The sequence below is a fragment of the Malonomonas rubra genome, assembly GCF_003247215.1.
Taxonomy (GTDB): domain Bacteria; phylum Desulfobacterota; class Desulfuromonadia; order Desulfuromonadales; family Geopsychrobacteraceae; genus Malonomonas; species Malonomonas rubra_A.
Map to the genome: position 1 here is coordinate 1 of NZ_QKAP01000035.1, position 23,809 is coordinate 23,809.

Genomic DNA, 23,809 nt, shown 5'->3' on the forward strand with positions numbered 1-23,809 from the left:
TCGAATGCTCCGATTGTGGCACGAAGGTTTCCAAGACCCTCGCAACAAGGACACATCGTTGTCCGAGTTGTGGCCTGGTCATAGATCGTGACCACAACGCGGCACTCAATATTCTTTCTAGGGCAGGAACTGCCCGAAGTCACGTCCGTGGAGAATCCTCTGACGGCGGAACGGCTCGCAAGAGCCGGTCTACGAGTCATGGTTCGTTGAAACAGGAAGCTCCGTCGCTTGCGGCGGGGTAGTTCACATAGAAAGGTTTTGCCCTTATGCTGATCTATAAAGTCGTTGAAACAAGTCAGGTTGATGATCTTAGCCTAGAAAGTATATTAAATCAGTGGACCGCCGAAGGTTGGCACTTTGAAGGTTTTCATTTTGCCATGCGAGAAGCCAATCGGCGGCCGGGGATGGCATTTGTCACTTTTACCCGCGAAGTACTGGATCAATCGGAATAATCTTCACGGTCGCTGTAGCTGATCGTATGCTTCGGATCTGAAGATGGCGTTGCACCACAGCGCGGACAGGTCGGCTCCAGAGTATCCTCTTCCACGTATGGGTCGCTGACCAGTTCCCGCGGCTCCCCAGTACACTCGCAAAACCACTGACGATAAACAGTCATCATAACCTCCTCAGCAAGAGATTTGGTCATTACAGGCTGTCGTAGTTAATTCAGTATAGCAGGAAATCAATCAGTTCTCAGTAGACTAGTCCACCCTTTTTACGCACCTTGCGCATGGTCTTGCTGGCCAGATAACGCGCTTTTTCCGCCCCCATGGCTAGAGTCTTGCGCAGGCCGTCGGCATCGGCGAGTAGCTCTTTACGTCTTTCGGTGTAAGGGGCGAAGAAGTCATGCACCGTTTCGAACAGCTCCTGCTTGACATCCCCGTAACGCAGCCCTGGAGTCAGATAACGCTCGCGTAGTTCGGCAACCCCCGCTTCATCGAGGAACAGTCGAAAGATCTGAAACAGGTTGCAGGTGTCGGGATTCTTTGGTTCTTCGACCGGGGTCGGGTCGGTGACGATGCGCATGATCTGCTTGCGCAGCGGTTTGCTATCGAGGAACAGGTCGATGGTGTTGCCGTAACTCTTGCTCATCTTACGACCGTCGAGGCCGGGGATGGTCGCTACATTATCGTCAATGTCCGGTTCCGGAACGGTGAACACCTCGCCGTACTCGTTATTGTACTTAATGGCGATGTCGCGGGCCACTTCGAGGTGCTGCTTCTGATCTTTGCCGACCGGAACCACTTCGCTTTGGAACAGTAGGATGTCGGCGGTCATCAGCACCGGATAGGCGAACAGACCGTGGTTCGGGCTGAGCCCCTGCGCGACTTTATCCTTGTAGCTGTGGCAGCGCTCCAGCAGTCCCATCGGGGTAAAGTTGGAGAGAACCCAGGTCAGCTCCTGTACTTCGGGCAAGTCCGACTGCACCCAGAAGGTGCTCCTTTCCGGATCCATCCCCAGCGCCAGAAAACTGGCTGCCGCCTCAAGGGTCCCCTTGGCCAGGGCTTTTCCGTCTGAGAGGCTGGTCATGGCATGGTAGTTGGCGATGAAACAGAACAGTTCTTCCTGTTCCTGGTATTCTATCATCTTTTTCATCATTCCGAAGAAGTTGCCCAGGTGCAGGGCACCGGAGGGCTGGATGCCGGATAATACGCGCATGTTTGTTGCTCCAAAAAGGTCAAGGGTTTAAAAACGCTGGTGAATTTAACAGATGGTAGAGTGACAGGTCAATCTCTTTGCTGGTTAAGGATGACTTGTCATTACTGCGTTTCGTGTCAGATTTGCACTGATCGTGTGCGGTTAAGAGGTGAACTATATTTAACCGTTCTATCCACAATACAAAGGCTGAGGTTGAGCAAGACCGTCCCAGATGGTTCCTCGAAGCTGAGTGCCGACCGCATGCTGAAGCAAGGCATAAAACTGTTCCAAAACGGGCTTTGCTTGCATCACTTTTTTTGACAATCCGTTTCGCTTCTTTTCCACAGAGACCCGGTTGTTCCAGCGAAAGGCGATCTCACTGGGATAGCGCTGCAGATGTTGTCGACTGACAAAGTGAAAGCCCCCCTGCTTCGCTCTTTCCAGGACTGTGATGAAGGATTCCGCTGTATTGACCTGTGCTTCTCCCCAAGCGTATTCCCTGTGGCCGTGATGGACACTTACATAGTCGGTTCTTTTCCCAGCGCCATATAGGTGTGTAATTGATCAGTCATCACCGAAGCTTCACCTTACTGGTTTTGCTGCTGCCCGCCCATCATGGTGGCCAGCTGTAACAGTTGCTGCAAATCCATGCCGCTCTCTTTCAGAATCCCGAGCAGCACCGGGAAAAGTTGCATCATAAAACCCGGTTCTTTGATCACTTCTTTGGCCAGCTCCGGCAGCGTGTCGAGGATGAAGGCCTGTTTTTCTTCCTTGCTCAAGCCCAAAAGGGCGGTTTTGATTGCTTCGGGGGACATCGGTTCTCCTGTACTTGCTAAATGTTACTTGCCAAATGCTATTTTGTAGACTTCCGGGTATTCCTTGACGAAGTGAACTTCGATTCCTTCGCGAAGGTAACCGGGAAGATCTTCGTAATCCTTTTTGTTCTCATGCGGGAAAATTAGCGTGTCGAGGCCCGCCCGGCGCGCGGCAATCGTTTTTTCTTTAACACCGCCGATCGGCAAGACCGAACCAGTCAGCGATAGCTCACCAGTCATGCCGAGCTTCTTGCGCACTGGCTTGTCCTTGATCATCGACAACAGCGCGGTGGTCATGGTGATCCCGGCTGATGGACCGTCCTTGGGGGTGGCGCCAGCTGGGACGTGCAGGTGGATGAAATGGTTGTCAAAGTAGTCTTCCGGGATCTTATATTTATCCAAGTGCCCCATCACGTAAGAATATGCAATCTCCGAACTTTCCACCATCACCTTGCCGAGCTGTCCGGTCTGTTTAAATCCTTTGCCCTTGCTTTTCATTGCGGTTGCCTCAATCTGCAGGGTGGCACCGCCCATGCGGGTCCAAGCCAGGCCGGTAACCACACCCGGACAGTCTTTGATTAACTCCTCTTCGCTGAAGATCGGCTTACCTAGATAGTGCTCGATATCTTTCTTGCTAACGACGATTTTTTCTTCGCGGCCTTCGGCAAACTCCATCGCCGCTTTGCGCATGATCTTCTTGATGCGATTTTCCAGTCCGCGCACACCCGATTCGCGGGCGTAGCGGTCAACGATGTCGGCCAGCGCCGCCTTGTTAATGCTGACCCTGGATTTGTCGAGCCCGTGTGTCTCGAGAGCCTTGGGAATCAGGTAGCGCTTGGCTATCTCCAGCTTCTCTTCGAGGATATAGCCGGATAGGCGGATTACTTCCATCCGGTCGAGCAGCGGAGCCGGGATAGTGTCAAGCTGGTTGGCGGTGGCGATAAACAGCACGTTCGATAAGTCGAAGGGCACATCCAGGTAATGATCGCGGAAGGCGTCGTTCTGCTCCGGGTCGAGCACCTCAAGTAGTGCCGAGGCCGGGTCTCCCTGGAAAGAGGCACCGATCTTGTCTATTTCATCGAGCATCAGCACCGGGTTGGCTGTGCCGGCGCTCTTCATCGCCTGGATCGCTTTGCCCGGCATGGCCCCAATGTAGGTACGACGGTGCCCTTTGATTTCTGCTTCGTCGCGCATGCCACCAACCGAGAAACGGTAGAATTTGCGTTTTAAGGTGTCGGCGATCGATTTGCCGATCGAGGTTTTGCCGACCCCCGGCGGACCGACCAGGCAGAGGATCGAGCCGGAGATGTCGCCCTTCATTTTGCCGACGGCAATGAACTCCAGAATCCGCTCCTTAACATCCTCCAGCCCGTAGTGGTCGCGATTAAGCACCCGGCGAGCGCGAGGGATATCGTAGGCATCCTTGCTAAACTTGCCCCAGGGCAGGATGGTCAGCCAGTCGAGGTAGTTGCGGCTGACGGTGTATTCCGGTGAGGAGGGCTCAAGCAGCGAGAGCTTTTCGATCTCCTCATCGACTGCTTTCTGCGCCTCGTCGTTCAGGGTCAGCTTCTTCAGCCGTGCCTGGTACTTTTCGATTTCTGAGACTTTCCCCTCTTTTTCCAGCCCCAATTCTTTCTTGATCGCCTTGAACTGTTCGCGCAGGAAAAAGTCGCGTTGCTGGGCAGAGATCTTCTCTTCGATACTCTGCGAGATCTTGGTCTGCAGCCGGGAAACCTCCAGCTCTTTTTTCAGCAGTACCAGCACCTTGTCGATGCGGTGGTTGATTTCATAGGTTTCCAGCACGTCCTGCAGTTCGTAGCCGTCTGCGTTGGTCAGGTTGGCTGCGAAGTCGGTCAGGCGGGCCGGGTCATCCATACTGGAGCGGCCGAGGAACAGCTTGATCTCTTCCGAGTAGAGCGGGTTTATCTGTACCAGTTCCTTAAGTGTCGAGATGATCGCCATGGAGTAGGCCTTCAATTGGGCGTCATCGGTCAGTTCCGGGCCATGATAGTAGGTCACTTCGCTGTAGATGATGTCATCGGTTTCATAGACCCGGTCGAGGCTGAAGCGCTCCAGGCTGTTGACCAGCACGTGTGCGCTGTCCTCTTCACTATGAATCAGCTTGAGTATCTTGGCTGCGACGCCTACCTCCTGAAGGTTGTCCGGGGCGTCATCATCTTCCAGTTCTTTGGCCATCACCAGGCCGATCGCCTGGGAGGGGGTGTCCATCGCCTGCTTGATGGTGCGAACCCTTGATTTTCCGTTGACGGTCAGCGGGATGATGACGCCGGGAAACGCCGGGCGTGGGCGCAGCGGAATAATCGGCAGACTCGGTGGGAGCATGTCGCGTGCCAGAACCAAGCCTTCGTCCGGAATGGCATGGACATCGGCGTCGGTTTCGACTTCGATTTCATATTCGATAGAATCGTCATGATCTTCAAAGTTGTCATGCATGCTAAAGCTGCTCCTTATAAATTTCGGTCCAGTCGTGTGCAGAATGGTGTTTCAGGGTGCACATAACAATGGGCGCATTCAAAGTCGCTGAAAAGATAATAATAACAGACTGTAGCTGTCAATCTTTCAATCGGGAAAAGAATGGTGAAAAGCTTCTTTTCAGCCCTTTTCCTTTGTCCATTGCTGTGGAATAATCCCTTGAACTTTAATCCTGCGAAAGGTGCACCATGTCTGAACAGAATCAACGTGTCTATCTGGTTGATGGATCTTCCTATATTTATCGCGCTTACTACGCGATCCGCCATCTCTCCAATTCGAAAGGAGAGGCAACCAACGCGGTTTATGGTTTCACCAACATGCTGCTCGGGTTGGTGCGGGACGAAAAGCCGGATCGGCTGGCGGTGGTTTTTGATGCCAAGGGGCCGACTTTCAGAAAGGAACTCTACCCGGAATACAAAGCAAATCGAAGCGCCATGCCGGAAGATCTGGTGCCGCAGGTACCGTTGATCAAGGAGGTGGTGCGCGCATTCAATATGCCTGCGCTGGAGCAGTCCGGGGTGGAAGCGGACGATATTATCGCTACCTTGGCCAAGCGCTACGCCGAACAGGGTTTCGACGTGGTGGTGGTGACCGGCGATAAAGATTTGATGCAGATCGTTAGCGAGCGAATTTGTCTGCTCGATACGATGAAGAGCAAAGTTTCGCGGCGCGACGATGTGATCGAGCGCTTCGGCGTGCCCCCAGAGCAGGTGCTCGAGGTGCTCGGGCTGGCTGGTGATACCTCCGACAATATTCCGGGGGTGCCGGGGATCGGCGAGAAGACCGCCGCCGGGTTGATTCAGGAGTTCGGCAGTATCGACAATCTTCTGCAGAATATCGATCAGGTCAAGGGGAAGAAACGCCAGGAGAACCTGCGTGAATTCGGTGAGCAGGCACTTTTGTCACGCAAACTGGCTGACCTGCTCTACGATGTTGCGCTGGATGCCTCACTCGATGACCTGGCGTTGGAGGAACCGAACCGTGAGGCACTGACCGAGCTGTTCAGGAAACTGGAGTTTCACAAACTGCTGCAGGAGTTCTCCGCTCCTGCCGATCCGCAGCAACAGGCAAACAGTGAAAATTACCGGACGGTACTGAGCGAAGACGAACTGGATGAGATGCTTGCCAAGCTAAAAGCGGCCGGGCGGTTTGCCTTTGATACCGAGACCACTAGCCTGGTCGCGGTGCAGGCCGAACTGGTCGGGCTCTCCTTCGCCCTCGAGGTGGGGTGTGCCTGGTACCTGCCGGTCGGGCATATGTATCTCGGTGTGCCGGAGCAGCTGCCGAAAGAACTGGTGCTGGAGAAGTTGCGGCCGCTGCTGGAAGACCCCACGATCGAAAAGATCGGCCAGAACATCAAGTACGATGCCCTGGTGCTGCGCAATGCCGGGATCGAACTGGCCGGGGTGGCGCTCGATACGATGGTGCTTTCGTATGTAATCTATCCAGAAGCCAAGTCGCACGGGCTTGATGCGCTGGCCGCTGATCATCTCAACCACCGGATGATTCCCTACTCTGAAGTGGCCGGGACCGGTAAGAAGCAGATCTGCTTTTCCGAGGTTGAGGTGGAAAAAGCGGCAGTTTATGCTGCCGAGGATGCCGATATTACCTGGCAGTTGGCGGAAAAACTTTTGCCTGAGCTGCCCGCGGGGGAACCGGCGAAGCTGCTACAGGAGGTGGAGATGCCGCTGGTCGATGTGCTGACCCGCATGGAGTGGCAGGGGATTCGTGTCGACGCTGAGTTTCTCGGCCAACTATCGACTGAGCTGGCCGAGAAAATGAAAAGCTTGGAGGAGGAAATCTTCCGGTTGGCTGATGGCCCGTTCAATATCAACTCGCCGAAACAGCTCGGTGAGGTGCTGTTTGAAAAGCTCGGCCTGCCGAAAGGGAAGAAGACCAAAACTGGTTGGTCGACCAATGTCGAGGTGTTAACCAGCTTGGCCGAGGAGCACGAGATTGCAGCGAAGATTCTGGAATACCGCTCGTTGAGTAAGCTTAAAGGAACCTATACCGATGCCCTGCCGAAGCTGATCAATCCGCACAGTGGGCGGGTCCACACCAGCTTCAACCAGGCGGTTACCGCCACCGGGCGGCTCTCCTCCAGCGACCCGAACCTGCAGAATATCCCGATCCGTACCGCCGAAGGGCGTCGCATCCGCGAGGCATTCATCCCGCAGGACGGCTGGACGCTGCTTTCCGCTGACTACTCTCAGGTCGAACTGCGGGTGATGGCGCACATGGCTGATGTTCCGGCACTCAAAGAGAGCTTTGTTGCCGGGGAGGATATCCATAAACGGACCGCCAGTGAGATCTTTAACGTCTTTCCGGAAATGGTCGATGCCGAGATGCGCCGCCAGGCGAAGACCATCAATTTTGGTGTTTTGTATGGTATGGGCGCCTTCAGCCTGGCCAAGGATCTGGGGATCGGCCGCAGGGAAGCGCAGCAGTTTATCGATCACTACTTCGAGCGTTACCCGGCGGTGCTCGATTATCTGGAGGCGAAAAAGACCGAAGCACGCGAGCACCAGTATGTGACCACCATTCTCGGGCGGCGCTGCGCGATCCCCGAAATCAACAGCAAGAACGGCGCGATCCGTTCTTATGCTGAGCGTAACGCCATCAATTATCCGATTCAGGGTAGTGCCGCCGATATTATCAAGGTGGCGATGGTCAACATTGATCGCCGGTTGCGCGAAGAGCAGCTCCAGACACGGATGCTGTTGCAGGTGCATGACGAACTGGTGTTCGAGGTGCCGCCGGAAGAGTTGGAGCAGGTCACCGAACTGGTCCGTTTTGAAATGGAGAATGCCGTGCCTCTCGACCTGCCGCTGAAGGTTGATATCGGCACCGGTGACAATTGGGCGCAGGCGCATTGAAAAAAGGGGGAATATGAAACGGTCACTGGTTACGTTGTTGCTTTTGCTGTGTTGCTCGCCACTCTGGGCGGCGGAGGTCGAATTGCGCCCGCTGCAGGTCAGCAACCAAGCACCCCTGGCGGCGCTCTGCGGAATTCCTACTCTGGATCGAGCCCGGTTGCTGGCAGAAGGGTCGTTTGAGCTTGGTTTTCGCTGGGATCTGGCTAGCAACTACACTACCGGCAGCAATCTCAGGGAACAGCTGATCTTCGACGGCGAGAGCAGCCGTTTGGAACTACGGGTTGACCGGGGCTTTGACAACGGCTGGGAAGCCGGTATGGAGATTCCAGTGATTGCCCATCGGCAGGGAAATCTGGATAGTTTTATCGAGGGCTGGCACGATTTCTTCGGCCTGTCGCAGGGGGGACGGGATACTACGGCGAATGATCAGCTCAATTACAGCTATCAACAAGGTGGCAACTCGCGGGTTCTGCTGAAGGATGAAACAACCGGTTTGGGGGATGTCCGTCTGTTGCTGAGCCGCCAGCTTTCCGTTGCGGATGATTCGGCGGTTGCTCTGCACGCGAGTCTGGAACTGCCGACCGGGGATGCTGACAAGCTGCTGGGCAGCGGCAGTTTCGATCTGGCCGTATGGATCAGCGGCGAGCACCTCTGGCGTCCGGCTGAGCAACGTCTGGCCTTACACTGGGGGGGAGGTTTGCTGGCGAGCGACTCGGGGGATGTGCTTTCTTCGCAGCGACGGCCACTGGTGGGCACTGCAACGTTGGGGCTCGCCTGGTCGGCGTGGCCGATGCTGGCTCTGCAGCTGCAGCTTGATGCCAACAGTTCGCTGTTTGAAGACAGCGGCTTGCGGCAGATCGATGAAGCCGCGGCACAGTTGGCGATTGGCGGCGCACTGGCTTTGGGTGAACAGACACGTTTGGAGTTGGCCGTAGTTGAGGATGTCGCTGTCGATACCGCTCCCGACGTAACCTTCCACCTGGCGCTGTCGCATCGCTTCTAACTGCCTACTGGTGATGGGGATGGATCGGAGACTGTTTTGTCTCCTTTTTAAGGTTTTGAAATGATTGATCAAAAGTATCGATATCGATGGAAATGTCGACCGATGTCTATTGAGCTCCCGAACGATTCGATATTAGGCTCGGCTTAACATTTACGGTGCGCACAGCGCAGAAAGGAAACTGATATGAAAAAGATGGCGTTGATCCTGCTGATTGTTGCCTTTGCCGCTTCTTCTGCTATCGCAGTCGATGGCGGCAACCCGAAAAAGGGCAAATACCTGTTCAAGAAGAACTGCAAAACCTGTCATACTGAAGGCGCCGAAGGTGGTGCGATCACCCCGCTATCGAAAACGATGGCCCAGTGGGACAGGTTCTTTTCCGAGAAAAAACACCCGGAAGGAGCCTGGGATGATTACAACGATAAGGATCTGCTCGATATCAACCAATTCCTCTTCGACCACGCTGTTGATTCCGATCAGCCGGAAACCTGCGGTTAATTGGTACGCATACTTAGATTGAAAGCCCCAGACAAAATGACTGGGGCTTTTTTCACCTTGTCCAACTTTCAAGAATTTGAACCGCTAAAGACTTTTCAGCAGAGCCACAGTTTCTTTCGGCTCCGGGCGTTCGGTGTGATCGGTGGTGAATTCGGTATTTTTGACTACTCCGGCCTGATCGACGATGATCCTGCCGGGCAGGGGCAGTTGCCAGCTGTCGTCTCCGTTGAAGCGTGCCAGGTCAATACCGAACCCTTTGTAAACTTCGATCATCGCTTTCGGTAACGGGAAGAGAACCCCCAATTGTCGCAGCAGCTTGCAGGCGGGGTCGCTCAACAAAGGGTAGCTCAGGTTGAGCTTCTTCACCTGCTGTGGTGCATATTTGCTGAGCATTGGCGAAATCGCGATCAGCTTCGCTCCGGTGCTTTCGATCTCCGGTAGCACTTCCTGCAGAGCTTCCAGCTCCACATTGCAGTAGGGTCACCAGACGCCGCGATAAAGGGTGATCAGTACCGGCCCCTGGGCACGCAGTTCGGCAAATTTGATCTGTTGCCCTGTGGCATCGGCCAGGCTGAAGTCGGGAAACTTGTCTCCTGTTTTGATTGTGTGCTGCAAAATGCCCGATGCTGCCAGATCGGCCTTGGCCTTTTGCATGGTTGCCCACGTTTCCGGCGGGACCTTTGCTGCCGATGCCGCTTTTATTCGTTCCAGTCTGTCTTTCAGCATTTTTCCTCCTCTCAGAAGAAGGGAAAGCTTAGTTGCTTGCTCGGCTATTTTTTTTAATGCTTAGCATTCCAAGTGAAACTGTCAAGTTTCTTACTGTGAACAAGGGAGGAGGAACCGTTTGCGAAGTTTTTTCTGCGGGTTATAATTTCAGCAAGAACTGATTGCAACCAAGCAGGATAGTTGTTATGCACGAAGCGATGTTTTACAGTCCGTTAGAAGAAGACCGGGTACACTGTCGGCTTTGCCATCACCAGTGCCAGATCGCAGCTGGCAAATTGGGGATCTGCGGGGTTCGGGAAAACCGGGGCGGAAAACTCTATTCCCTGGTTTATGGCAAAGCGGTGGCGACCAATATCGACCCGATCGAAAAGAAGCCGCTGTTCCACCTGCTGCCTGGCTCCACGTCTTTTTCCGTGGCCACTGTCGGCTGTAATTTCCGTTGTCGTCATTGCCAGAACTGGCAGATCGCGCAATTTCCACATCTGCATAAGCGTGAGATCCCCGGCCAGGAACTAAGTCCGCAAGCGATCGTCAAACAGGCCGAACAGGCCGGCTGCGCTTCGATCGCTTATACCTACACTGAGCCGACCATCTATTTTGAATATGCTTACGACACGGCTAAACTTGCCAGTGCCGCCGGGCTGAAAAACGTTTTTGTCAGCAATGGGTACACCAGCTTCGAGGCGTTGCGGGCGATCGCGCCCTACCTGGACGCGGCCAACATCGATCTGAAGTCGTTCAGTGACGACTTCTATCGCCGCGTCTGTGGCGCCCGCTTGCAGCCGGTGCTCGATACGATCCGGCTTTACCGTGAACTGGGAATCTGGCTCGAGATCACCACCTTGCTCATACCCGGTTATAACGATGATGAGGAGCAACTGAGGCAGATTGCAGAATTTATCTGCAGTGTCGGTGTTGACATTCCCTGGCATGTGACCGCTTTTTATCCGACCCACAAATTGCTCGATGCGCCCCGTACCCCGGTTGAGACCTTGCGCAAGGCGCGACAGATCGGATTGCAAGCTGGATTGCGTTATGTCTATGAGGGGAATATTCCCGGGGAAGGGGGCGAGAACAGCTATTGCCACCAGTGCGGAGAGCTGTTAATCGAGCGTTACGGGTTTTCGATCCGTAAAAACCTGCTGCAGAATGGCCGTTGCTCATGCGGCGAAGCAATTTCCGGTGTTGGCATGGATCTGTCTTGAGAGCTTTTTTAATATTAGATTATTATTTCACTTCCACGATTTACGAGTAAACTACCTTGAACTTGTATAGTCAGAAATCAGGCTAAAAAATCATTGAATTGAAGAGACCATATAGATGAACACTAAACGTTTTGTAAAAAGCGGACTATGTCCGGAGCTGACCGATATCCCGCCGCTTGGACTGGATGGAACCACGCTGGCTCGGGCGTTTCGACATTATTACACCAACCATCTGGGGCGGGATAAACATTGCAATCTGCTGCATTACGCTTATGAGGCATTGGCGCTGGTGATCCGTGACCGGCTGATGGAGCGCTGGAAAAAGACCCGCTACGCGTATGACGACAGCGATTGCAAGCGGGCCTACTACCTTTCGCTCGAGTTTCTGATGGGGCGCGCTCTCGGGAATTCAATTCTTAATCTGGGGCTGGATGATGAAGTTGCCGATGGCCTCAATAAAATTTGCCTCGAATTTGAAGAACTGGCGGATGCCGAGCAGGATGCCGGACTCGGCAACGGTGGTCTTGGCAGGTTGGCGGCCTGTTTTCTCGATAGCTGCGCCACTTTGCAGCTGCCGGTGATGGGTTATGGTATTCGCTATGAATACGGCATGTTTCGGCAACGGATTCAAAATGGTTACCAGGTCGAGGAACCGGATCACTGGCTCGGCGCCGAGAACCGGTGGGAGATTGAACGCCCCGAATACTCCCAGCGGGTCAAATTCGGTGGCCGTAGCGAGTATTATGCCGACTATGACGGCACCATGCGTTGTCGCTGGGTCGATACCCGCGATGTGTTGGCTTTTCCTTTTGATGTGCCGATTCCAGGTTATCAGAATGGCACGGTCAACACCCTGCGGCTCTGGAAAGCCGGAGCAACCGCTGAATTCGACCTCGGCGAATTCAACGCCGGTGACTATCCGGGCTCGGTGGCCGCGAAGAACGAAGCGGAAAAAATTACCATGGTGCTCTATCCTAACGATGCCAGCGAAAATGGCAAGGATCTGCGGTTGCGTCAGCAGTATTTCCTCGCTTCAGCCAGTCTACAGGATATCCTCGATCGCTGGTTGACGATCAAAAATGGAAGGATGGAGGGCTTCGCTGAAAAGAACTGCTTCCAGCTCAATGATACCCATCCCAGCTGTGCCGTGGCCGAACTGATGCGGTTGCTGCTCGACGAAAGGAAGCTCGGTTGGGCCGAAGCCTGGCAGATTACCCGTCAGACCATGGCCTACACCAACCACACCCTGCTGCCGGAAGCGTTGGAAAAATGGCCGGTGCGGATGTTCGAACAGCTGTTGCCGCGATTGCTCGACATCATTTATGAGATCAATGCTCGCTTCCTCAAAGAGGTCGCTGCGCGTTGGCCGGGCGATATGCAGCGGCAGCGGCGGATGTCGATCATCGAGGAGGGGAGGGAGCCGCAGGTGCGGATGGCCTATTTGGCGATCGTTGCCAGCTATTCGGTTAACGGTGTTGCGGAGCTGCATTCCAAACTGCTGCAGCAGGGGCTGTTCCGCGATTTCTACGAGCTGTGGCCGGAGAAATTCAACAACAAGACCAACGGCGTCACCCAGCGGCGCTGGATGGCATGGTGCAACAAAGGGTTGAGTGGGTTGGTCAGCGACAGCATCGGCGATGATTGGGTGACCGATTTGTCCCAGTTGGAGAAACTGAAGGATCTGGCCGACGATAGCGATTTTCAGCAGCGCTGGCTGCAGGTTAAGCGCGCTAACAAGGTGCGCTTGGCGGAATATGTCAAAGCTGACTGCGGCGTAGAATTCAACCCGGACACCATGTTCGATGTTCAGGTCAAACGGATCCATGAGTACAAGCGGCAGCTGCTCAATATCCTGCATGTGATTCACCTTTATGACCGGATCAAGCGGGGGGAGAGCGATAACTGGACACCGCGCTGCGTGTTGATCGGCGGCAAGGCCGCGCCCGGATACACGATGGCCAAACTGATCATCAAGCTGATCAACAACGTTGCTCAGGTGGTCAACAACGACCCGGAAGTCGGTGACAAGCTGAAGGTTGCGTTCCTGCCCAATTACCGGGTTTCGGCCATGGAGGTCATCTGCCCCGGAACCGATCTTTCCGAACAGATTTCCACTGCCGGGAAGGAAGCCTCCGGGACCGGAAATATGAAGTTCATGATAAACGGGGCCTTGACGATCGGTACCCTCGATGGCGCAAATATCGAAATACGTGAAGAGGTCGGCGAGGAGAACTTCTTCCTCTTCGGGCTGACTGCCGAAGAGGTCGAAGCAACCCGGCAGGAGTACAACCCGCAGGCGATCATCGACCGTGATCGGAACCTGTCGCGTGTAATGCAGTTGCTGGAGAGTGGTCACTTCAACCAGTTTGAGGTCGGGATTTTCGATCCGCTAATCGGAGCAATCCGGAATCATTTCGATCCCTGGCTGGTTGCTGCCGACTTTGCCAGCTACGTGGCAATGCAGGAACAGGTCAGTTTGGCCTACCAGAATCAGCGGAATTGGACCCGGATGAGTATTCTCAACACCGCTGCCAGCGGAAAGTTCTCAACCGACCGGACCATGCTCGATTACAACCGCGATATCTGGAGGTTGAAGCAGGTTCCAGCGCAGCCGGTAGGCGAACCGATAACCGATCCCGGCAGGGTTCTGGAGGGGGTGGTTAGCGCCATGCCGCAGACCTGTGTCGCTGATTAACCGTTGTTGGAACGCCCCTGAATATGTTCTGGGGCGTTCTTTTTTTCGAGCAAAAGATTTCTACCCTGATTTGACATTTGTCATTATTCTTCGGTATCTTCATAAGACTAGGTGGCACCCCGCCAGGGTGTTCCGACCTTGTCCCGCAAAAAGATCGTTAAGAACTTCGCCCCGCGTGATGCTTCGTAGATCTTTTCCCTTATCAGAGTTGCGCTAGGTTCTAGCAGGTCCTGCTGTACCAAGTCGCGGGTCGCTCTGTCCTGTTTAAAACTAAATACTTTTGTTTCTGGGACGCAGCAAATTGTAGTCCTCCACCCTTTTTCTCCATTCACTTTCGGTCAGGCCCTTGGTGTCATCGGCCTTAGCTGGCGTTTGATTTCCCAGTTTTTCTTTCGAAGTTCTGTTAAGTGTTTGAAATCCAAGAGGAGCTTATGGCTGAACAAGTCAAAATCCAAATCAAGAATTTATACAAAATATTCGGTCCACAACCAAAAAAGGCGATGGTCCTGCTGAAGAAGGGACTGAGCAAAGAAGAGATCTTCGAAAAGACCGAAACCACTGTCGGTGTGCAGAACGCCGACTTCGAGATCCATACAGGAGAGATTTTCGTCATTATGGGCCTGTCCGGATCCGGCAAGTCGACCATGGTGCGGATGCTCAATCGCCTGATTGAGCCGACTACCGGCCAGGTGCTGATCGATGGCGAGGATATTGTCGCTATGAACGATGATCAACTGGTCAAAGTGAGGCGAGCAAAGTTGAGCATGGTCTTCCAGTCCTTTGCCCTGATGCCGCATATGACCGTGTTGCAGAATGCTGCTTTCGGCCTGGAGATGGATGGGGTTGATAAAGCGACCAGAGAGAAACGTGCCCGGCAGGCGCTCGAGCAAGTTGGCCTGGACGCCTGGGCGGACAGTATGCCGGACGAACTCTCCGGTGGAATGCAGCAGCGGGTCGGGTTGGCCCGTGGACTGGCAGTCGATCCCGACATTCTGCTTATGGACGAAGCTTTTTCTGCACTCGATCCGTTGATCCGCACCGAGATGCAGGACGAGTTGCTCAAGCTACAGGCAAAATCGAAGCGGACGATTGTCTTTATTTCTCACGACCTCGATGAAGCGATGCGCATCGGTGATCGGATTGCCATTATGGAAGGGGGCAAAGTCGTACAGGTTGGTACTCCGGAAGAGATCCTGCAAAATCCGGCCAACGAATATGTTCGTGCATTTTTCCGCGGTGTCGATCCGACCAACATCCTCACCGCAGGAGATATCGCTGCCGCAACCCAAGTGACGGTTCCGATCACTGACGGGAAAAATCCCCGCGCCGGTTTGCAGCGCCTGATCAAGAACGACCGCGACTACGCTTACGTTTTGGATAGCGAAAAAATATTTAAAGGCATCGTCTCTACCGATTCCCTCAAAGAGATGCTCGATCAGGATATGGTCCCGCATTTGATCCCGAACGCTTATCTGGATGAGGTGGTACCGGCGCACAAAGATGATTCCTTGCAGGATATCCTGCCAAAGGTCGCCGGAAATCCTTGGCCATTACCAATTCTGGATGATGAAGGCAGGTACCTGGGAGCGATCTCGAAAAATCTGTTCCTGAAAACGTTGCACCGAAATCAACCGGACCAGCAAGATCCCACAGCAGCTGAAGTAGACGGAGTGCGCTGATGAATTTTCTGAGTTTTGATAAACAACTGATCCCGCTCGACGAATGGGTTCAGGATTCCGTCGATTGGCTGGTCTATAACCACCGCGATATTTTTCAGGCGATCAAAGCACCGATCGAACTCTGCCTAAAGGGTTTCGAGTGGGTTTTTACCTCGTTGCCGCCGGTGGTGGTGATCCTGATCTTTCTTGCCGTCGCCTGGCGCTACGCCGGTAAACGGGTGGCTGTTTTTACCCTTGTTACACTGCTGCTGGTCGGTTACCTGGGCCTTTGGGAAGAAACGATGATCACTTTGGCGATGGTGGTCAGCTCAGTCTTTTTCTGTGCTCTGGTCGGTATCCCGCTTGGAATCATGGCGGGGCGCAGTGACCGCTTCGAAATCTTTCTGCGCCCGGCACTTGATGCTATGCAGACTATTCCGCCTTTCGTTTACTTGGTTCCGGTGGTGATGCTGTTCAGCATCGGCACCGTTTCAGGAATTCTGGCGACCATCGTGTTTGCCTTGCCGCCGATTGTTCGCCTGACCAGCCTCGGTATCCGCCAGGTGCATCCGGAGTTGATCGAGGCCGCCCTTTCGTTCGGCGCAACCGATTGGCAGGTGTTGCGCAAAGTGCAGTTCCCGCTGGCTTTGCCTTCTATCATGGCCGGTTTGAACCAAACCCTGATGATGGCGTTATCGATGGTAGTTATCGCTGCTTTGATCGGCGCCGGTGGGCTTGGTAATCCTGTTGTTCAGGGCCTGAATACTTTAGAAATCGGCCTCGCCACCATTGGTGGTTTGGCAATCGTTATGCTCGCTATGATGCTCGATCGAATTACGCAAAGTTTTGGTCAAAAGTAAGTCTTAAATCTTTCATCCCATGGGGAGGAGAAACTGATGAAACGTTTAGTTTTGCTCGCAATGATGCTCTGTCTGGCGGTTCCTGCTTTTGCCGCTCACCACCAGCCGGGCAACGGGGTTAAGGTCAAGCCTGGGCGGGCGACCTGGAATACCGGATATTTCCAGGAGGCACTGGTTCGTACCGGACTGAAGGAACTTGGCTACGAGGTTGAGGATCCGAAAGAACTGCAAAACCCGCTTTTTTACCAGTCTTTGGCTTTGGGAGATCTCGATTACTGGACTAATGGCTGGTTTCCTATCCATTATTCACAAATGCCTCGAAACTATGAAAAGCGGATAGAGCCGATCGGTTATGTAGCGAAATCCGGAGGCCTGCAGGGGTACCTGGTATCGAAAAGGGATGTGGAAAAATTTGGCATCAAGTCGCTGGACGATTTTAAACGGCCGGAGGTCAAAAAGGCCTTTGATGCCAACGGCGACGGGAAAGCCGACCTGACCGCCTGCCCGCCGGGTTGGGGATGTGAAAAGACCATCGGCTTCCACTTGAAGGCCTATGGCCTTGAAGATGATATCAACCCGATCAAGGCCGGTTACTCGGCCAGTATGGCGGATGCGCTGGGCCGCTACCAGTCTGGCAAACCGGTCTTTTTCTACACCTGGGCTCCGAACTGGACGATCTTCAAGCTCAAGCCGGGTAAAGATGTGCTCTGGATCAACGTGCCGGGAATCAAGCCGACCGAAGCACAGCAGGCGCAGGCCGAGCGTTTGACGGCCAGTGGAATTGTCGGTGCGGTCACCGATCCGGTGAAGCTGGGTTTCATTGCTGCGGACATCCGCATTGTGGCCAATAAGCGTTTTCTGGAGAACAACCCTGCCGCCAAGAAATTCTTCGAAGTGTTCACTCTGCCCCTGGCCGACATCAACGAGCAGAACACCCGGATGGAGGACGGTGAAAAGTCACAGGAAGATATTGAGCGCCACGCCAAGGAATGGATCGCCAAGAACCAGGAGAAATGGGGCGGTTGGCTAGAGGCGGCCCGAAACGCTGCCAAATAAAATCCCCTCCGGACAGGATCGCGGTCGGCAGAGCAATCTGCCGGCCGTTTTCATTCGCTGTTTGATTCAGCGTGGCTTTAGGTTCATAGTATTTCTCCCCATACTAATTGAAACAGAAGCTGGTCTGTAAAAAGCGCTGGCCGGCGTGTCAAGTCACCTCCGCTGGACAACATTCAGTTTGAGGACCTTCTGGTTGTAGGCGAGCAGCAGATCATTTTTTTTCAGGATGCCGAGCAGGGCGCCATCGTCGGCTACTACCGGCAGAGTCGAGATCTGTTTGCCCTCGAAAATCTCGAAAGCGGTCTCGAAATTATCCTCCGGCCGGACGATGCTCACCCGGCTGGTCATGATTTCCGAGGCTATGACCAGCTGACATAACTCACCGACATCCCCGAGAAAGCTCTTCAGATCGCTCATCGACAGCATGCCGACCAGCTTTTTTTGTTGGTCAAGCACCGGAAAGTGGGGGTAGTGACTCTGTTCGGCAATCTCCAGCACATCACCGAGGAGCATGTCTTGTTGGAGGCTCTGGAAGTCCGTAACCATAAAGTTGCCGACCTGCATCGATCTGAGCAGGTTGACATCGTGGCCGCGGACCATCCTGATCCCCTTCCGCAGCAGTTTAGTTTCGTAGATCGAAAAACCGTACAGCTTCTGCACCGTAACCAGACTGGTAATACAGCAGGTCATCAGCGGCAGGATGATGTCAAAGTTATAGGTCAGCTCGAAAATAGTGAAGATGGCGGTGATCGGTGCCAGGGTGGTGCCAGCGACCACCGCACCCATGCCGATCAGGCTGTAGGCGGCGCTGCTGGCGACGCTGCCGGGAAACAGGACCTGCACAACCCCTCCGAACAGGCCGCCGAGCAGCGATCCGAGCACCAGCGAGGGGGCGAAAACGCCGCCAGAGAAGCCGGCGCCGACCGAACTGGCGGTGGCGACCAACTTCAGCAGTAGAACCACCGCCATCAGGCCGAGCGCCATGTTGGCAGTCAGGGTCAGGTTGATCGATTCGTAACCGACGCCAAGGATATGCGGCCAGTTTATGGCGATCGCACCGATCAGTAGCCCAGCGATGGCGGGGCGATAGACGTAGTCAATACCGGCCCGGTTGAAAACGTCCTCCACCAGAGACACCGAGCGGATAAACAGGACCGAAACTAGACCTGCCAACAGGCCGAGCAACGCGTAGAGTGGCAATTCCGCGTAGCTGACGAGTTTAAAGGCCGGAACCTGGAAGGTCGGCAAGCTGCCGAGGAAGTGGTGTGAGACGACCGTGGCAGTGACCGCCGAAATGGAGATGTGGCTCAAATAACTTACCTGGAAGTCGACCAGGATGATTTCGGCAGCGAAGAGCATGCCGGCCATCGGCGCGTTGAAGGTCGCGGCGATGCCGGAAGCAGCACCACAGGCGAGGAATACCCGTTTCCACTCCGCGGGCAGTTTGATCAATTGGGCGATCGAGGAACCGACCGAGGCACCGATATGTACGACCGGACCTTCGCGGCCGACGGAGGCGCCGCTGCCGATCGAGATGGCGGTGAACAATGACTTGAAGAAGGCGGTGCGGTGATGGATAGTCCCTTCGCGGGTGACTACCGCTTCGATCACCTCCGGGACTCCGGCTCCACGGGTTTCCGGCGACAGCCGATGGATCAACGGTCCGACCAGCAGCCCGCCGCAAACCGGAATCGCCATGATCAGGTACCACGGGTAGCTGTTTTTGACTTCCAGCAGGGCAAGCGGATCGGGCCAGAACAGGTCGGTTGTGAGCAGCAGCAGGTAACGAAAGGCGACCGCCAGGGTGCCGGTGAGCATGCCGATCAGTATCGCAACCAGCAGCAGGGCGATCAGGTTCTCGCGTTTGGGGCTGAAATTCCAGGTCAGTTTCACAGGCGCTCCGGAGTTTCTCAGATGTTGAAAGCCTACCATGTTGTGACTCGTTTTGTCAGACTGTCAAAGTGACAAAAATACAGCAGTGCGGTTTTTATTTGCTTTTCCTTATGTTACTCTAAAAAACTATCAAACCAATTTGTAGGATTTGGCTATTAGCCGCTATCCGACATGCCGCCAGGATAATTGCTTTGCCTTTTGTTTATATTGATGACCTGACAGTCGGAATGATTCTGGGGGAAGACCTTTTTACCTCTAAAAACCGCTTGGTTTTGGCTGAGGGGATAGCGCTCACCGCCGAGCATCTGGAAATGCTCAAATCCTGGGGAATTGTCGAGCTCGATATCACCGAGGAAAGTTTGGGGGAAGAATATCTGCGGCAGCAGGAGGCGGTTGCCCAGTTCACCGAGCAGGCAGAATCTTATCTGTTCCGTCGCTTTATCCTCAACGAGATCGATCAGGAGCCGATGGCGACCGTTTATAGCCACACCGTACACCGTTCCGCGCAAAATTTATTGCACGGCTGGGAGCCGACCGTCTTCCTCGGAGAGTTGGATGTCGACTTGGAGGAGCGGATTCCGCCGCTTAGCGTGCCGAAACTGCTGACCGGCGATGTTGAGCTGGTTTCTTTGCCTGGAGTATATCATCGTATCATCGAGGTGATGGACCATCCCGATTCTTCCGCCCAAATGTTGGCGCAGGTGATCAGCAAGGATGCCTTCATGTCGCTGCGGTTGCTGACCTTGGTCAACAGTCCGATATATGGTTTTTCCGGCAAAATAGATTCTGTAACTCGGGCAGCATCGCTGCTCGGTACCAACGAATTAACCACTTTGGCGATCGGTGTTTCGGTGGTCAGTAAGTTTAAAAATATTCCCTCAGAGCTGGTCGATATGGATGCTTACTGGCGTCATTCGATCCGTTGCGGGTTATATGCAAAAATTCTTGCCCAGCACTTGGGATTGCTGGGAGAGGAGAGCTACTTTACTGGTGGTTTGCTGCACGATATTGGGCGTTTGATTCTGCTCGACCGTGCTTCGTTGCAGTATAAGCGTGCTGTTGCCAAGGCACGTAAAGACCATTCCCCAATGTTCCGCGCCGAGCAGGAGGTACTGCAGACCGATCACAGTATCGTCGGCAAACTGCTGGCGATGCGCTGGCGACTTCCCACGCCTCTGGTGCGGATGATTGGCGGACACCATTCCCCGAGCGCTAATGATTACGCTATCGAAGCGTCGCTGATGCATGTTGCCGATGTGCTGGCACACGCCTGCGGACATGAGGTCAACTTGGTTAACGAGATCCCCCCGTTGCAGATGAAGGCCTGGAAAGCGACCGGCTTGAAAGAGGATGTTATCGCGACGGCGATCCGCCAGGTCGATGTCGAGTTCCGCGATGTGGTGCAGATCTTTTTCAGCGAGTAGTAATCGTCGTTACATGCACGGGTCCCCCCCCTCAGCAGAGCTGTTTTCCGTTGTAGCCATCTTGCACTAAAATTCACGCCTGATTTGATAAAATTTTTATAATAATAGAAGTTTTATTGCATGGACGTGAATTGACATACGCAGCATGCTGAGCGTAGCTTTATAATTAAACAAGTTGCTGAACAGCCCGAGGATACTTGTATGGCTTTTAATCAGGAAGTAAACCAGACCATTCTGCTGGTTGATGATAGCCCCATAAATCTTGATCTGCTCAAGGAAACCCTAGATGGCCTGGGGTATCGGCTGCTGGAAGCGCTTGATGGCCCGGCTGCAATTGCGGCGGCTCGAGAGGAGATCCCAGACCTGATCTTGCTCGATATCCTGATGCCAGGGATGGATGGCTTCGAGGTCTGTCAGCGCTTGCACGAAGAGCCACAGACGGAGGGAATCCCGATCATCTTTCTGTCTGCCCTTGATGAATTGGAGGACCGGGTCCGCGGACTGGAAATCGGTGCAGTCGACTATATCTCCAAGCCGTTCCGACTGGAAGAGGTGGTGGCTCGCGTCAACACGCATCTGACCATCAACGATCTGAAAAAGAAGCTGCAGAAGCAGCGTGATGAGCTGGAGCACGAGTTGCAGCAGGTAGCCGATGCCCAGCGCTCGTTGTTGCCGAAGGACCTTCCGCAGATTGCTGGCTTCAAGTTGGCGGTCAGCTATGAGACCAGCCTCTACGCTGGCGGAGACCTGTACGATATCATGCCGCTGCCTGGCAATCGTTGGGGGATTCTGGTGGCCGACGTGGAAGGGCACAGTACCCAGGCGGCGGTCTTGATGGCGATGAGCTGTGCATTGCTCCGCTCTTTCCCAGGCGACGGCAGTGACCCGGTCGAAGTGCTGCAATATCTGAATACCCAGCTGTGCAAGGTTTCAGATTCACGGATGGTTACCGCCCTGTATGCGGTTTATGACGTCGGCATGCGGAGCCTGAAGCTGGCGCGAGCCGGTCATCTGCAGCCACTCCTGTATCGTCCTTCGATTGGGGTGCGGGAGATTTTCTGTGAAGGGATTTTTCCACTCGGCTTGAAGTCATATGCCGGAGAGCGAATCCCGGTTGAGGAAATCCGTCTGCAGTCGGGAGACCAGCTGCTGTTTTACACTGACGGTTTGATTGAGCGTTTCGATTGCGAAGGGCAAATGTATGGGATCGAGCGGTTGAGTGAACGGCTGGAGAGGTTAACCACCGGTAACCCGGAGGAAAAGTTGCAGCAGATTTACGCTGATGTGGCATCCTTTGTCGCCGGACAGCCGGCAACCGATGACCAGACCTTGCTGTTGGCGTTTGTTGAGTAGGCTATTCGACTTCTGTCGAAAGCCGTTCCGGTCCCCGGTCGATCTTTTTGCCTATGCTATCGGCAATGCCGCGTAGCATGCCAGTGAACACATAGCCGTGAAATGGTGTCACTGCGTACCAGTAAAGCAGGCCGAACAGACCGCGAGGCAAAAAACGGGCAATTTGCTTCAGTTCGGTTCGTTCCTCATCCAGTTGCTTGAGTTTGAAACAGAGCACCGCCTCGCCTGGCAGTTTCATTTCGGCTGAAAGCAGCAGCCGGTTTGGCGCTTCCACATCGACAACCCGCCAGAAATCGAGCGAATCGCCGGGATAGAGTTCCGTTGCGCTGCGCCGACCGCGGGCCAAGCCGACCCCACCGAAGAGACGATCGATAAAACCCCGCAACCACCAGAGCCAGTTAGCGTAATACCAGCCGACATATCCGCCTATTGAAGAGAGTGCCGGCCAGATCTCGTCCGGTTTGGCGTGCAGCACCAGACGGCGCGAATCCTCAAAAACGCTTCCCCCGGCCCAGGCCGGATCGTCTGGTTGGCTCCACTCGGCCGGCCGGATCGGACCGGAATCAGTCCAGGATGTTTCAATCTGTTGCTGGTGCAGACGGTCGAGGGCACGGCGAATCGCCGCTCGGCAATCGAATAATTCCTGGGGTATCAGCTCTGTAATCCGGTTTTCCTGGCAGGTGACCGGAGTACTAAGCCCTTCGGCTAATGGCTGGGCAATAGCCGCCGGGACTGGTGTCACCAAGTGGATCCAGTAGCCGCTGAGGCGCGGAGTCAGTACCGGGACTGGTATGATCCAGCGCTTCGGCAGGCCGGCCTCTTCGGCAAAAATTTCCATCAGCTGGCGGTAGGTGGTGATGGCCGGCTGGCCGATGTCGAAGGTCTGTCCTATGGTATCGGGGTTGTCGAGACAGCCGACCAGGTAGTGCAGAACATTCCTTACCCCGATCGGTTGGCAAGGGGTGTCGACCCAGCGGGGGGTGAGCATTACCGGGAGTCGTTCGACAAGGTAGCGGAGGATTTCGAATGAGGCGCTGCCTGACCCGATGATCATCGCAGCGCGCAGGATGGTTACCGGAACTGGCCCCTGCTTCAGTACCTCGCCAACTTCCTTGCGCGACTCCAGATGATGGCTGAGCGAGCTCGCGTTCTCTCCGAGACCACTCAAGTAAATGATTTGTTGCAACTTTTCGGCAGCTGCGGCTTCCGCCATGTTGCTTGCGGCCTGACGGTCAGTGCTGGCGAAATCATCGACTTGGGGGCCCATCGAGTGAACCAGATAGTAGGCTGAACGGCACCCGGTCAAAGCGCGCTGCAAGGAATGGCCATCAAGGATGTCGCCGCGGACGATTTCCAGGTTCGGTGTATTTGCCCAGGGGCGGTTGGCCAGTTTGCTGGGGGCGCGGGCCAAGGCTCGCACCCGATAGCCGGCATCCAATAACCGGGGAACCAGACGGCCACCGATGTATCCGGTTGCGCCGGCAACAAAGATCGGGCTCTTCTGTTCGATCGACATGGGAAACCTTTGTTTGTAGACGGCAAGAATATTCTCATATTTTGCCGATAAAACAGTGCCTTTGGCAAGTCTTTAAGGAAAAATACTTTTCCCCCAGGAGGTT

21 protein-coding genes are annotated in these 23,809 nt (G+C 54.4%); 12 read left to right on the forward strand and 9 right to left on the reverse strand.

Features of this window, described 5'->3' with window-relative positions:
- Positions 1–242, forward strand: a 242-nt coding sequence (locus Q7J88_RS15325) for a zinc ribbon domain-containing protein (protein WP_369681959.1), incomplete at its 5' end; no start/stop codon positions are given.
- A 24-nt stretch (positions 243–266) separates the two neighbouring features.
- On the forward strand, positions 267–452 hold the full coding sequence (locus Q7J88_RS03485) for a DUF4177 domain-containing protein (RefSeq protein WP_303720766.1): 186 nt from the start codon (positions 267–269) through the stop codon (positions 450–452).
- Here the strand turns inward: Q7J88_RS03485 and Q7J88_RS03490 are convergent.
- From Q7J88_RS03490 to lon, 5 genes are all read right to left on the reverse strand, one after another.
- Positions 440–619, reverse strand: coding sequence for a hypothetical protein (locus tag Q7J88_RS03490; RefSeq protein WP_303720767.1), 180 nt, complete (start codon positions 617–619; stop codon positions 440–442). The two genes, Q7J88_RS03485 and Q7J88_RS03490, sit on opposite strands and share 13 nt — an antisense overlap.
- A gap of 74 nt (positions 620–693) precedes the next feature.
- A complete protein-coding gene (gene trpS / locus Q7J88_RS03495; RefSeq protein ID WP_303720768.1) occupies positions 694–1,659 on the reverse strand; it encodes a tryptophan--tRNA ligase in 966 nt (321 codons plus the stop codon).
- A 168-nt stretch (positions 1,660–1,827) separates the two neighbouring features.
- Complete coding sequence (locus Q7J88_RS15330; RefSeq protein WP_369681960.1) at positions 1,828–2,199, reverse strand: transposase; 372 nt, start codon at positions 2,197–2,199, stop codon at positions 1,828–1,830.
- A gap of 26 nt (positions 2,200–2,225) precedes the next feature.
- The gene (locus Q7J88_RS03500) at positions 2,226–2,453 is read right to left on the reverse strand and encodes a hypothetical protein (protein WP_303720769.1); all 228 of its coding nucleotides are present in this window, start codon (positions 2,451–2,453) and stop codon (positions 2,226–2,228) included.
- Between the two features lie 24 nt (positions 2,454–2,477).
- Positions 2,478–4,907: an endopeptidase La gene (lon, locus tag Q7J88_RS03505; RefSeq protein ID WP_303720770.1), complete on the reverse strand. Its 2,430-nt coding sequence runs from the start codon at positions 4,905–4,907 to the stop codon at positions 2,478–2,480.
- A gap of 227 nt (positions 4,908–5,134) precedes the next feature.
- Here lon and polA point away from each other — a divergent pair, with 227 nt between their 5' ends.
- The 3 genes from polA to Q7J88_RS03520 all read left to right on the forward strand — a co-directional run bounded on the left by polA (position 5,135) and on the right by Q7J88_RS03520 (position 9,320).
- Complete coding sequence (gene polA, locus Q7J88_RS03510; RefSeq protein ID WP_303720771.1) at positions 5,135–7,822, forward strand: DNA polymerase I; 2,688 nt, start codon at positions 5,135–5,137, stop codon at positions 7,820–7,822.
- Positions 7,823–7,835: 13 nt separating this feature from the next.
- The gene (locus tag Q7J88_RS03515) at positions 7,836–8,825 is read left to right on the forward strand and encodes a DUF3187 family protein (RefSeq protein WP_303720772.1); all 990 of its coding nucleotides are present in this window, start codon (positions 7,836–7,838) and stop codon (positions 8,823–8,825) included.
- Between the two features lie 183 nt (positions 8,826–9,008).
- A complete protein-coding gene (locus Q7J88_RS03520; RefSeq protein WP_303720773.1) occupies positions 9,009–9,320 on the forward strand; it encodes a c-type cytochrome in 312 nt (103 codons plus the stop codon).
- 84 nt (positions 9,321–9,404) lie between these two features.
- Here Q7J88_RS03520 and Q7J88_RS03525 read toward each other — a convergent pair whose 3' ends face one another.
- Both Q7J88_RS03525 and Q7J88_RS03530 read right to left on the reverse strand, forming a co-directional pair.
- Positions 9,405–9,788 (reverse strand): redoxin domain-containing protein, encoded by a 384-nt coding sequence (locus Q7J88_RS03525; RefSeq protein ID WP_303720774.1) that lies wholly within the window; start codon positions 9,786–9,788, stop codon positions 9,405–9,407.
- A gap of 12 nt (positions 9,789–9,800) precedes the next feature.
- Entirely contained in the window at positions 9,801–10,046 is a 246-nt protein-coding gene (locus Q7J88_RS03530) for a hypothetical protein (protein ID WP_303720775.1), read from the reverse strand.
- 185 nt (positions 10,047–10,231) lie between these two features.
- Here Q7J88_RS03530 and amrS point away from each other — a divergent pair, with 185 nt between their 5' ends.
- The 5 genes from amrS (at position 10,232) to proX (ending at position 17,520) form a co-directional block, all read left to right on the forward strand.
- Positions 10,232–11,251 carry an AmmeMemoRadiSam system radical SAM enzyme gene (amrS, locus tag Q7J88_RS03535; protein ID WP_303720776.1) on the forward strand — a complete coding sequence of 340 codons (1,020 nt, stop codon included), beginning with the start codon at positions 10,232–10,234 and terminating at the stop codon, positions 11,249–11,251.
- A gap of 115 nt (positions 11,252–11,366) precedes the next feature.
- On the forward strand, positions 11,367–13,946 hold the full coding sequence (locus Q7J88_RS03540) for a glycogen/starch/alpha-glucan phosphorylase (RefSeq protein WP_303720777.1): 2,580 nt from the start codon (positions 11,367–11,369) through the stop codon (positions 13,944–13,946).
- A 431-nt stretch (positions 13,947–14,377) separates the two neighbouring features.
- A complete protein-coding gene (gene proV, locus Q7J88_RS03545) occupies positions 14,378–15,625 on the forward strand; it encodes a glycine betaine/L-proline ABC transporter ATP-binding protein ProV (RefSeq protein WP_303720778.1) in 1,248 nt (415 codons plus the stop codon).
- Positions 15,625–16,464: a proline/glycine betaine ABC transporter permease gene (locus Q7J88_RS03550; protein WP_303720779.1), complete on the forward strand. Its 840-nt coding sequence runs from the start codon at positions 15,625–15,627 to the stop codon at positions 16,462–16,464. The genes proV and Q7J88_RS03550 overlap by 1 nt, the downstream gene beginning before the upstream one ends.
- A 36-nt stretch (positions 16,465–16,500) precedes the next feature.
- Complete coding sequence (proX, locus tag Q7J88_RS03555) at positions 16,501–17,520, forward strand: glycine betaine/L-proline ABC transporter substrate-binding protein ProX (protein ID WP_303720780.1); 1,020 nt, start codon at positions 16,501–16,503, stop codon at positions 17,518–17,520.
- Positions 17,521–17,673: 153 nt separating this feature from the next.
- Here the strand turns inward: proX and Q7J88_RS03560 are convergent, their stop codons facing one another.
- Positions 17,674–19,413 carry a chloride channel protein gene (locus tag Q7J88_RS03560; RefSeq protein ID WP_303720781.1) on the reverse strand — a complete coding sequence of 580 codons (1,740 nt, stop codon included), beginning with the start codon at positions 19,411–19,413 and terminating at the stop codon, positions 17,674–17,676.
- Positions 19,414–19,604: 191 nt separating this feature from the next.
- On the opposite strand from Q7J88_RS03560, the gene Q7J88_RS03565 reads away from it, so the two are divergent.
- Together Q7J88_RS03565 and Q7J88_RS03570 are read left to right on the forward strand one after the other, a co-directional pair.
- Positions 19,605–20,837, forward strand: coding sequence for an HDOD domain-containing protein (locus tag Q7J88_RS03565; RefSeq protein ID WP_303720782.1), 1,233 nt, complete (start codon positions 19,605–19,607; stop codon positions 20,835–20,837).
- A 201-nt stretch (positions 20,838–21,038) separates the two neighbouring features.
- Positions 21,039–22,190, forward strand: a complete 1,152-nt coding sequence (locus tag Q7J88_RS03570) for a PP2C family protein-serine/threonine phosphatase (protein WP_303720783.1) — start codon at positions 21,039–21,041, stop codon at positions 22,188–22,190.
- 1 nt (position 22,191) lies between these two features.
- Here Q7J88_RS03570 and Q7J88_RS03575 read toward each other — a convergent pair whose 3' ends face one another.
- Complete coding sequence (locus Q7J88_RS03575; protein WP_303720784.1) at positions 22,192–23,706, reverse strand: SDR family oxidoreductase; 1,515 nt, start codon at positions 23,704–23,706, stop codon at positions 22,192–22,194.
- Positions 23,707–23,809: the final 103 nt, after the last annotated feature.

Coding starts and splice junctions, on each gene's coding strand:
- Q7J88_RS03575 (WP_303720784.1), bottom strand. CDS start 23,706: ATGTCGATCGAACAGAAGAGCCCGATCTTTGTTGCCGGCGCAACCGGA.
- Q7J88_RS03550 (WP_303720779.1), top strand. CDS start 15,625: ATGAATTTTCTGAGTTTTGATAAACAACTGATCCCGCTCGACGAATGG.
- proX (WP_303720780.1), top strand. CDS start 16,501: ATGAAACGTTTAGTTTTGCTCGCAATGATGCTCTGTCTGGCGGTTCCT.
- polA (WP_303720771.1), top strand. CDS start 5,135: ATGTCTGAACAGAATCAACGTGTCTATCTGGTTGATGGATCTTCCTAT.
- Q7J88_RS03500 (WP_303720769.1), bottom strand. CDS start 2,453: ATGTCCCCCGAAGCAATCAAAACCGCCCTTTTGGGCTTGAGCAAGGAA.
- Q7J88_RS03520 (WP_303720773.1), top strand. CDS start 9,009: ATGAAAAAGATGGCGTTGATCCTGCTGATTGTTGCCTTTGCCGCTTCT.
- Q7J88_RS03540 (WP_303720777.1), top strand. CDS start 11,367: ATGAACACTAAACGTTTTGTAAAAAGCGGACTATGTCCGGAGCTGACC.
- amrS (WP_303720776.1), top strand. CDS start 10,232: ATGCACGAAGCGATGTTTTACAGTCCGTTAGAAGAAGACCGGGTACAC.
- Q7J88_RS03530 (WP_303720775.1), bottom strand. CDS start 10,046: ATGCTGAAAGACAGACTGGAACGAATAAAAGCGGCATCGGCAGCAAAG.
- proV (WP_303720778.1), top strand. CDS start 14,378: ATGGCTGAACAAGTCAAAATCCAAATCAAGAATTTATACAAAATATTC.
- Q7J88_RS03485 (WP_303720766.1), top strand. CDS start 267: ATGCTGATCTATAAAGTCGTTGAAACAAGTCAGGTTGATGATCTTAGC.
- Q7J88_RS03515 (WP_303720772.1), top strand. CDS start 7,836: ATGAAACGGTCACTGGTTACGTTGTTGCTTTTGCTGTGTTGCTCGCCA.
- lon (WP_303720770.1), bottom strand. CDS start 4,907: ATGCATGACAACTTTGAAGATCATGACGATTCTATCGAATATGAAATC.
- trpS (WP_303720768.1), bottom strand. CDS start 1,659: ATGCGCGTATTATCCGGCATCCAGCCCTCCGGTGCCCTGCACCTGGGC.
- Q7J88_RS03490 (WP_303720767.1), bottom strand. CDS start 619: ATGATGACTGTTTATCGTCAGTGGTTTTGCGAGTGTACTGGGGAGCCG.
- Q7J88_RS03570 (WP_303720783.1), top strand. CDS start 21,039: ATGGCTTTTAATCAGGAAGTAAACCAGACCATTCTGCTGGTTGATGAT.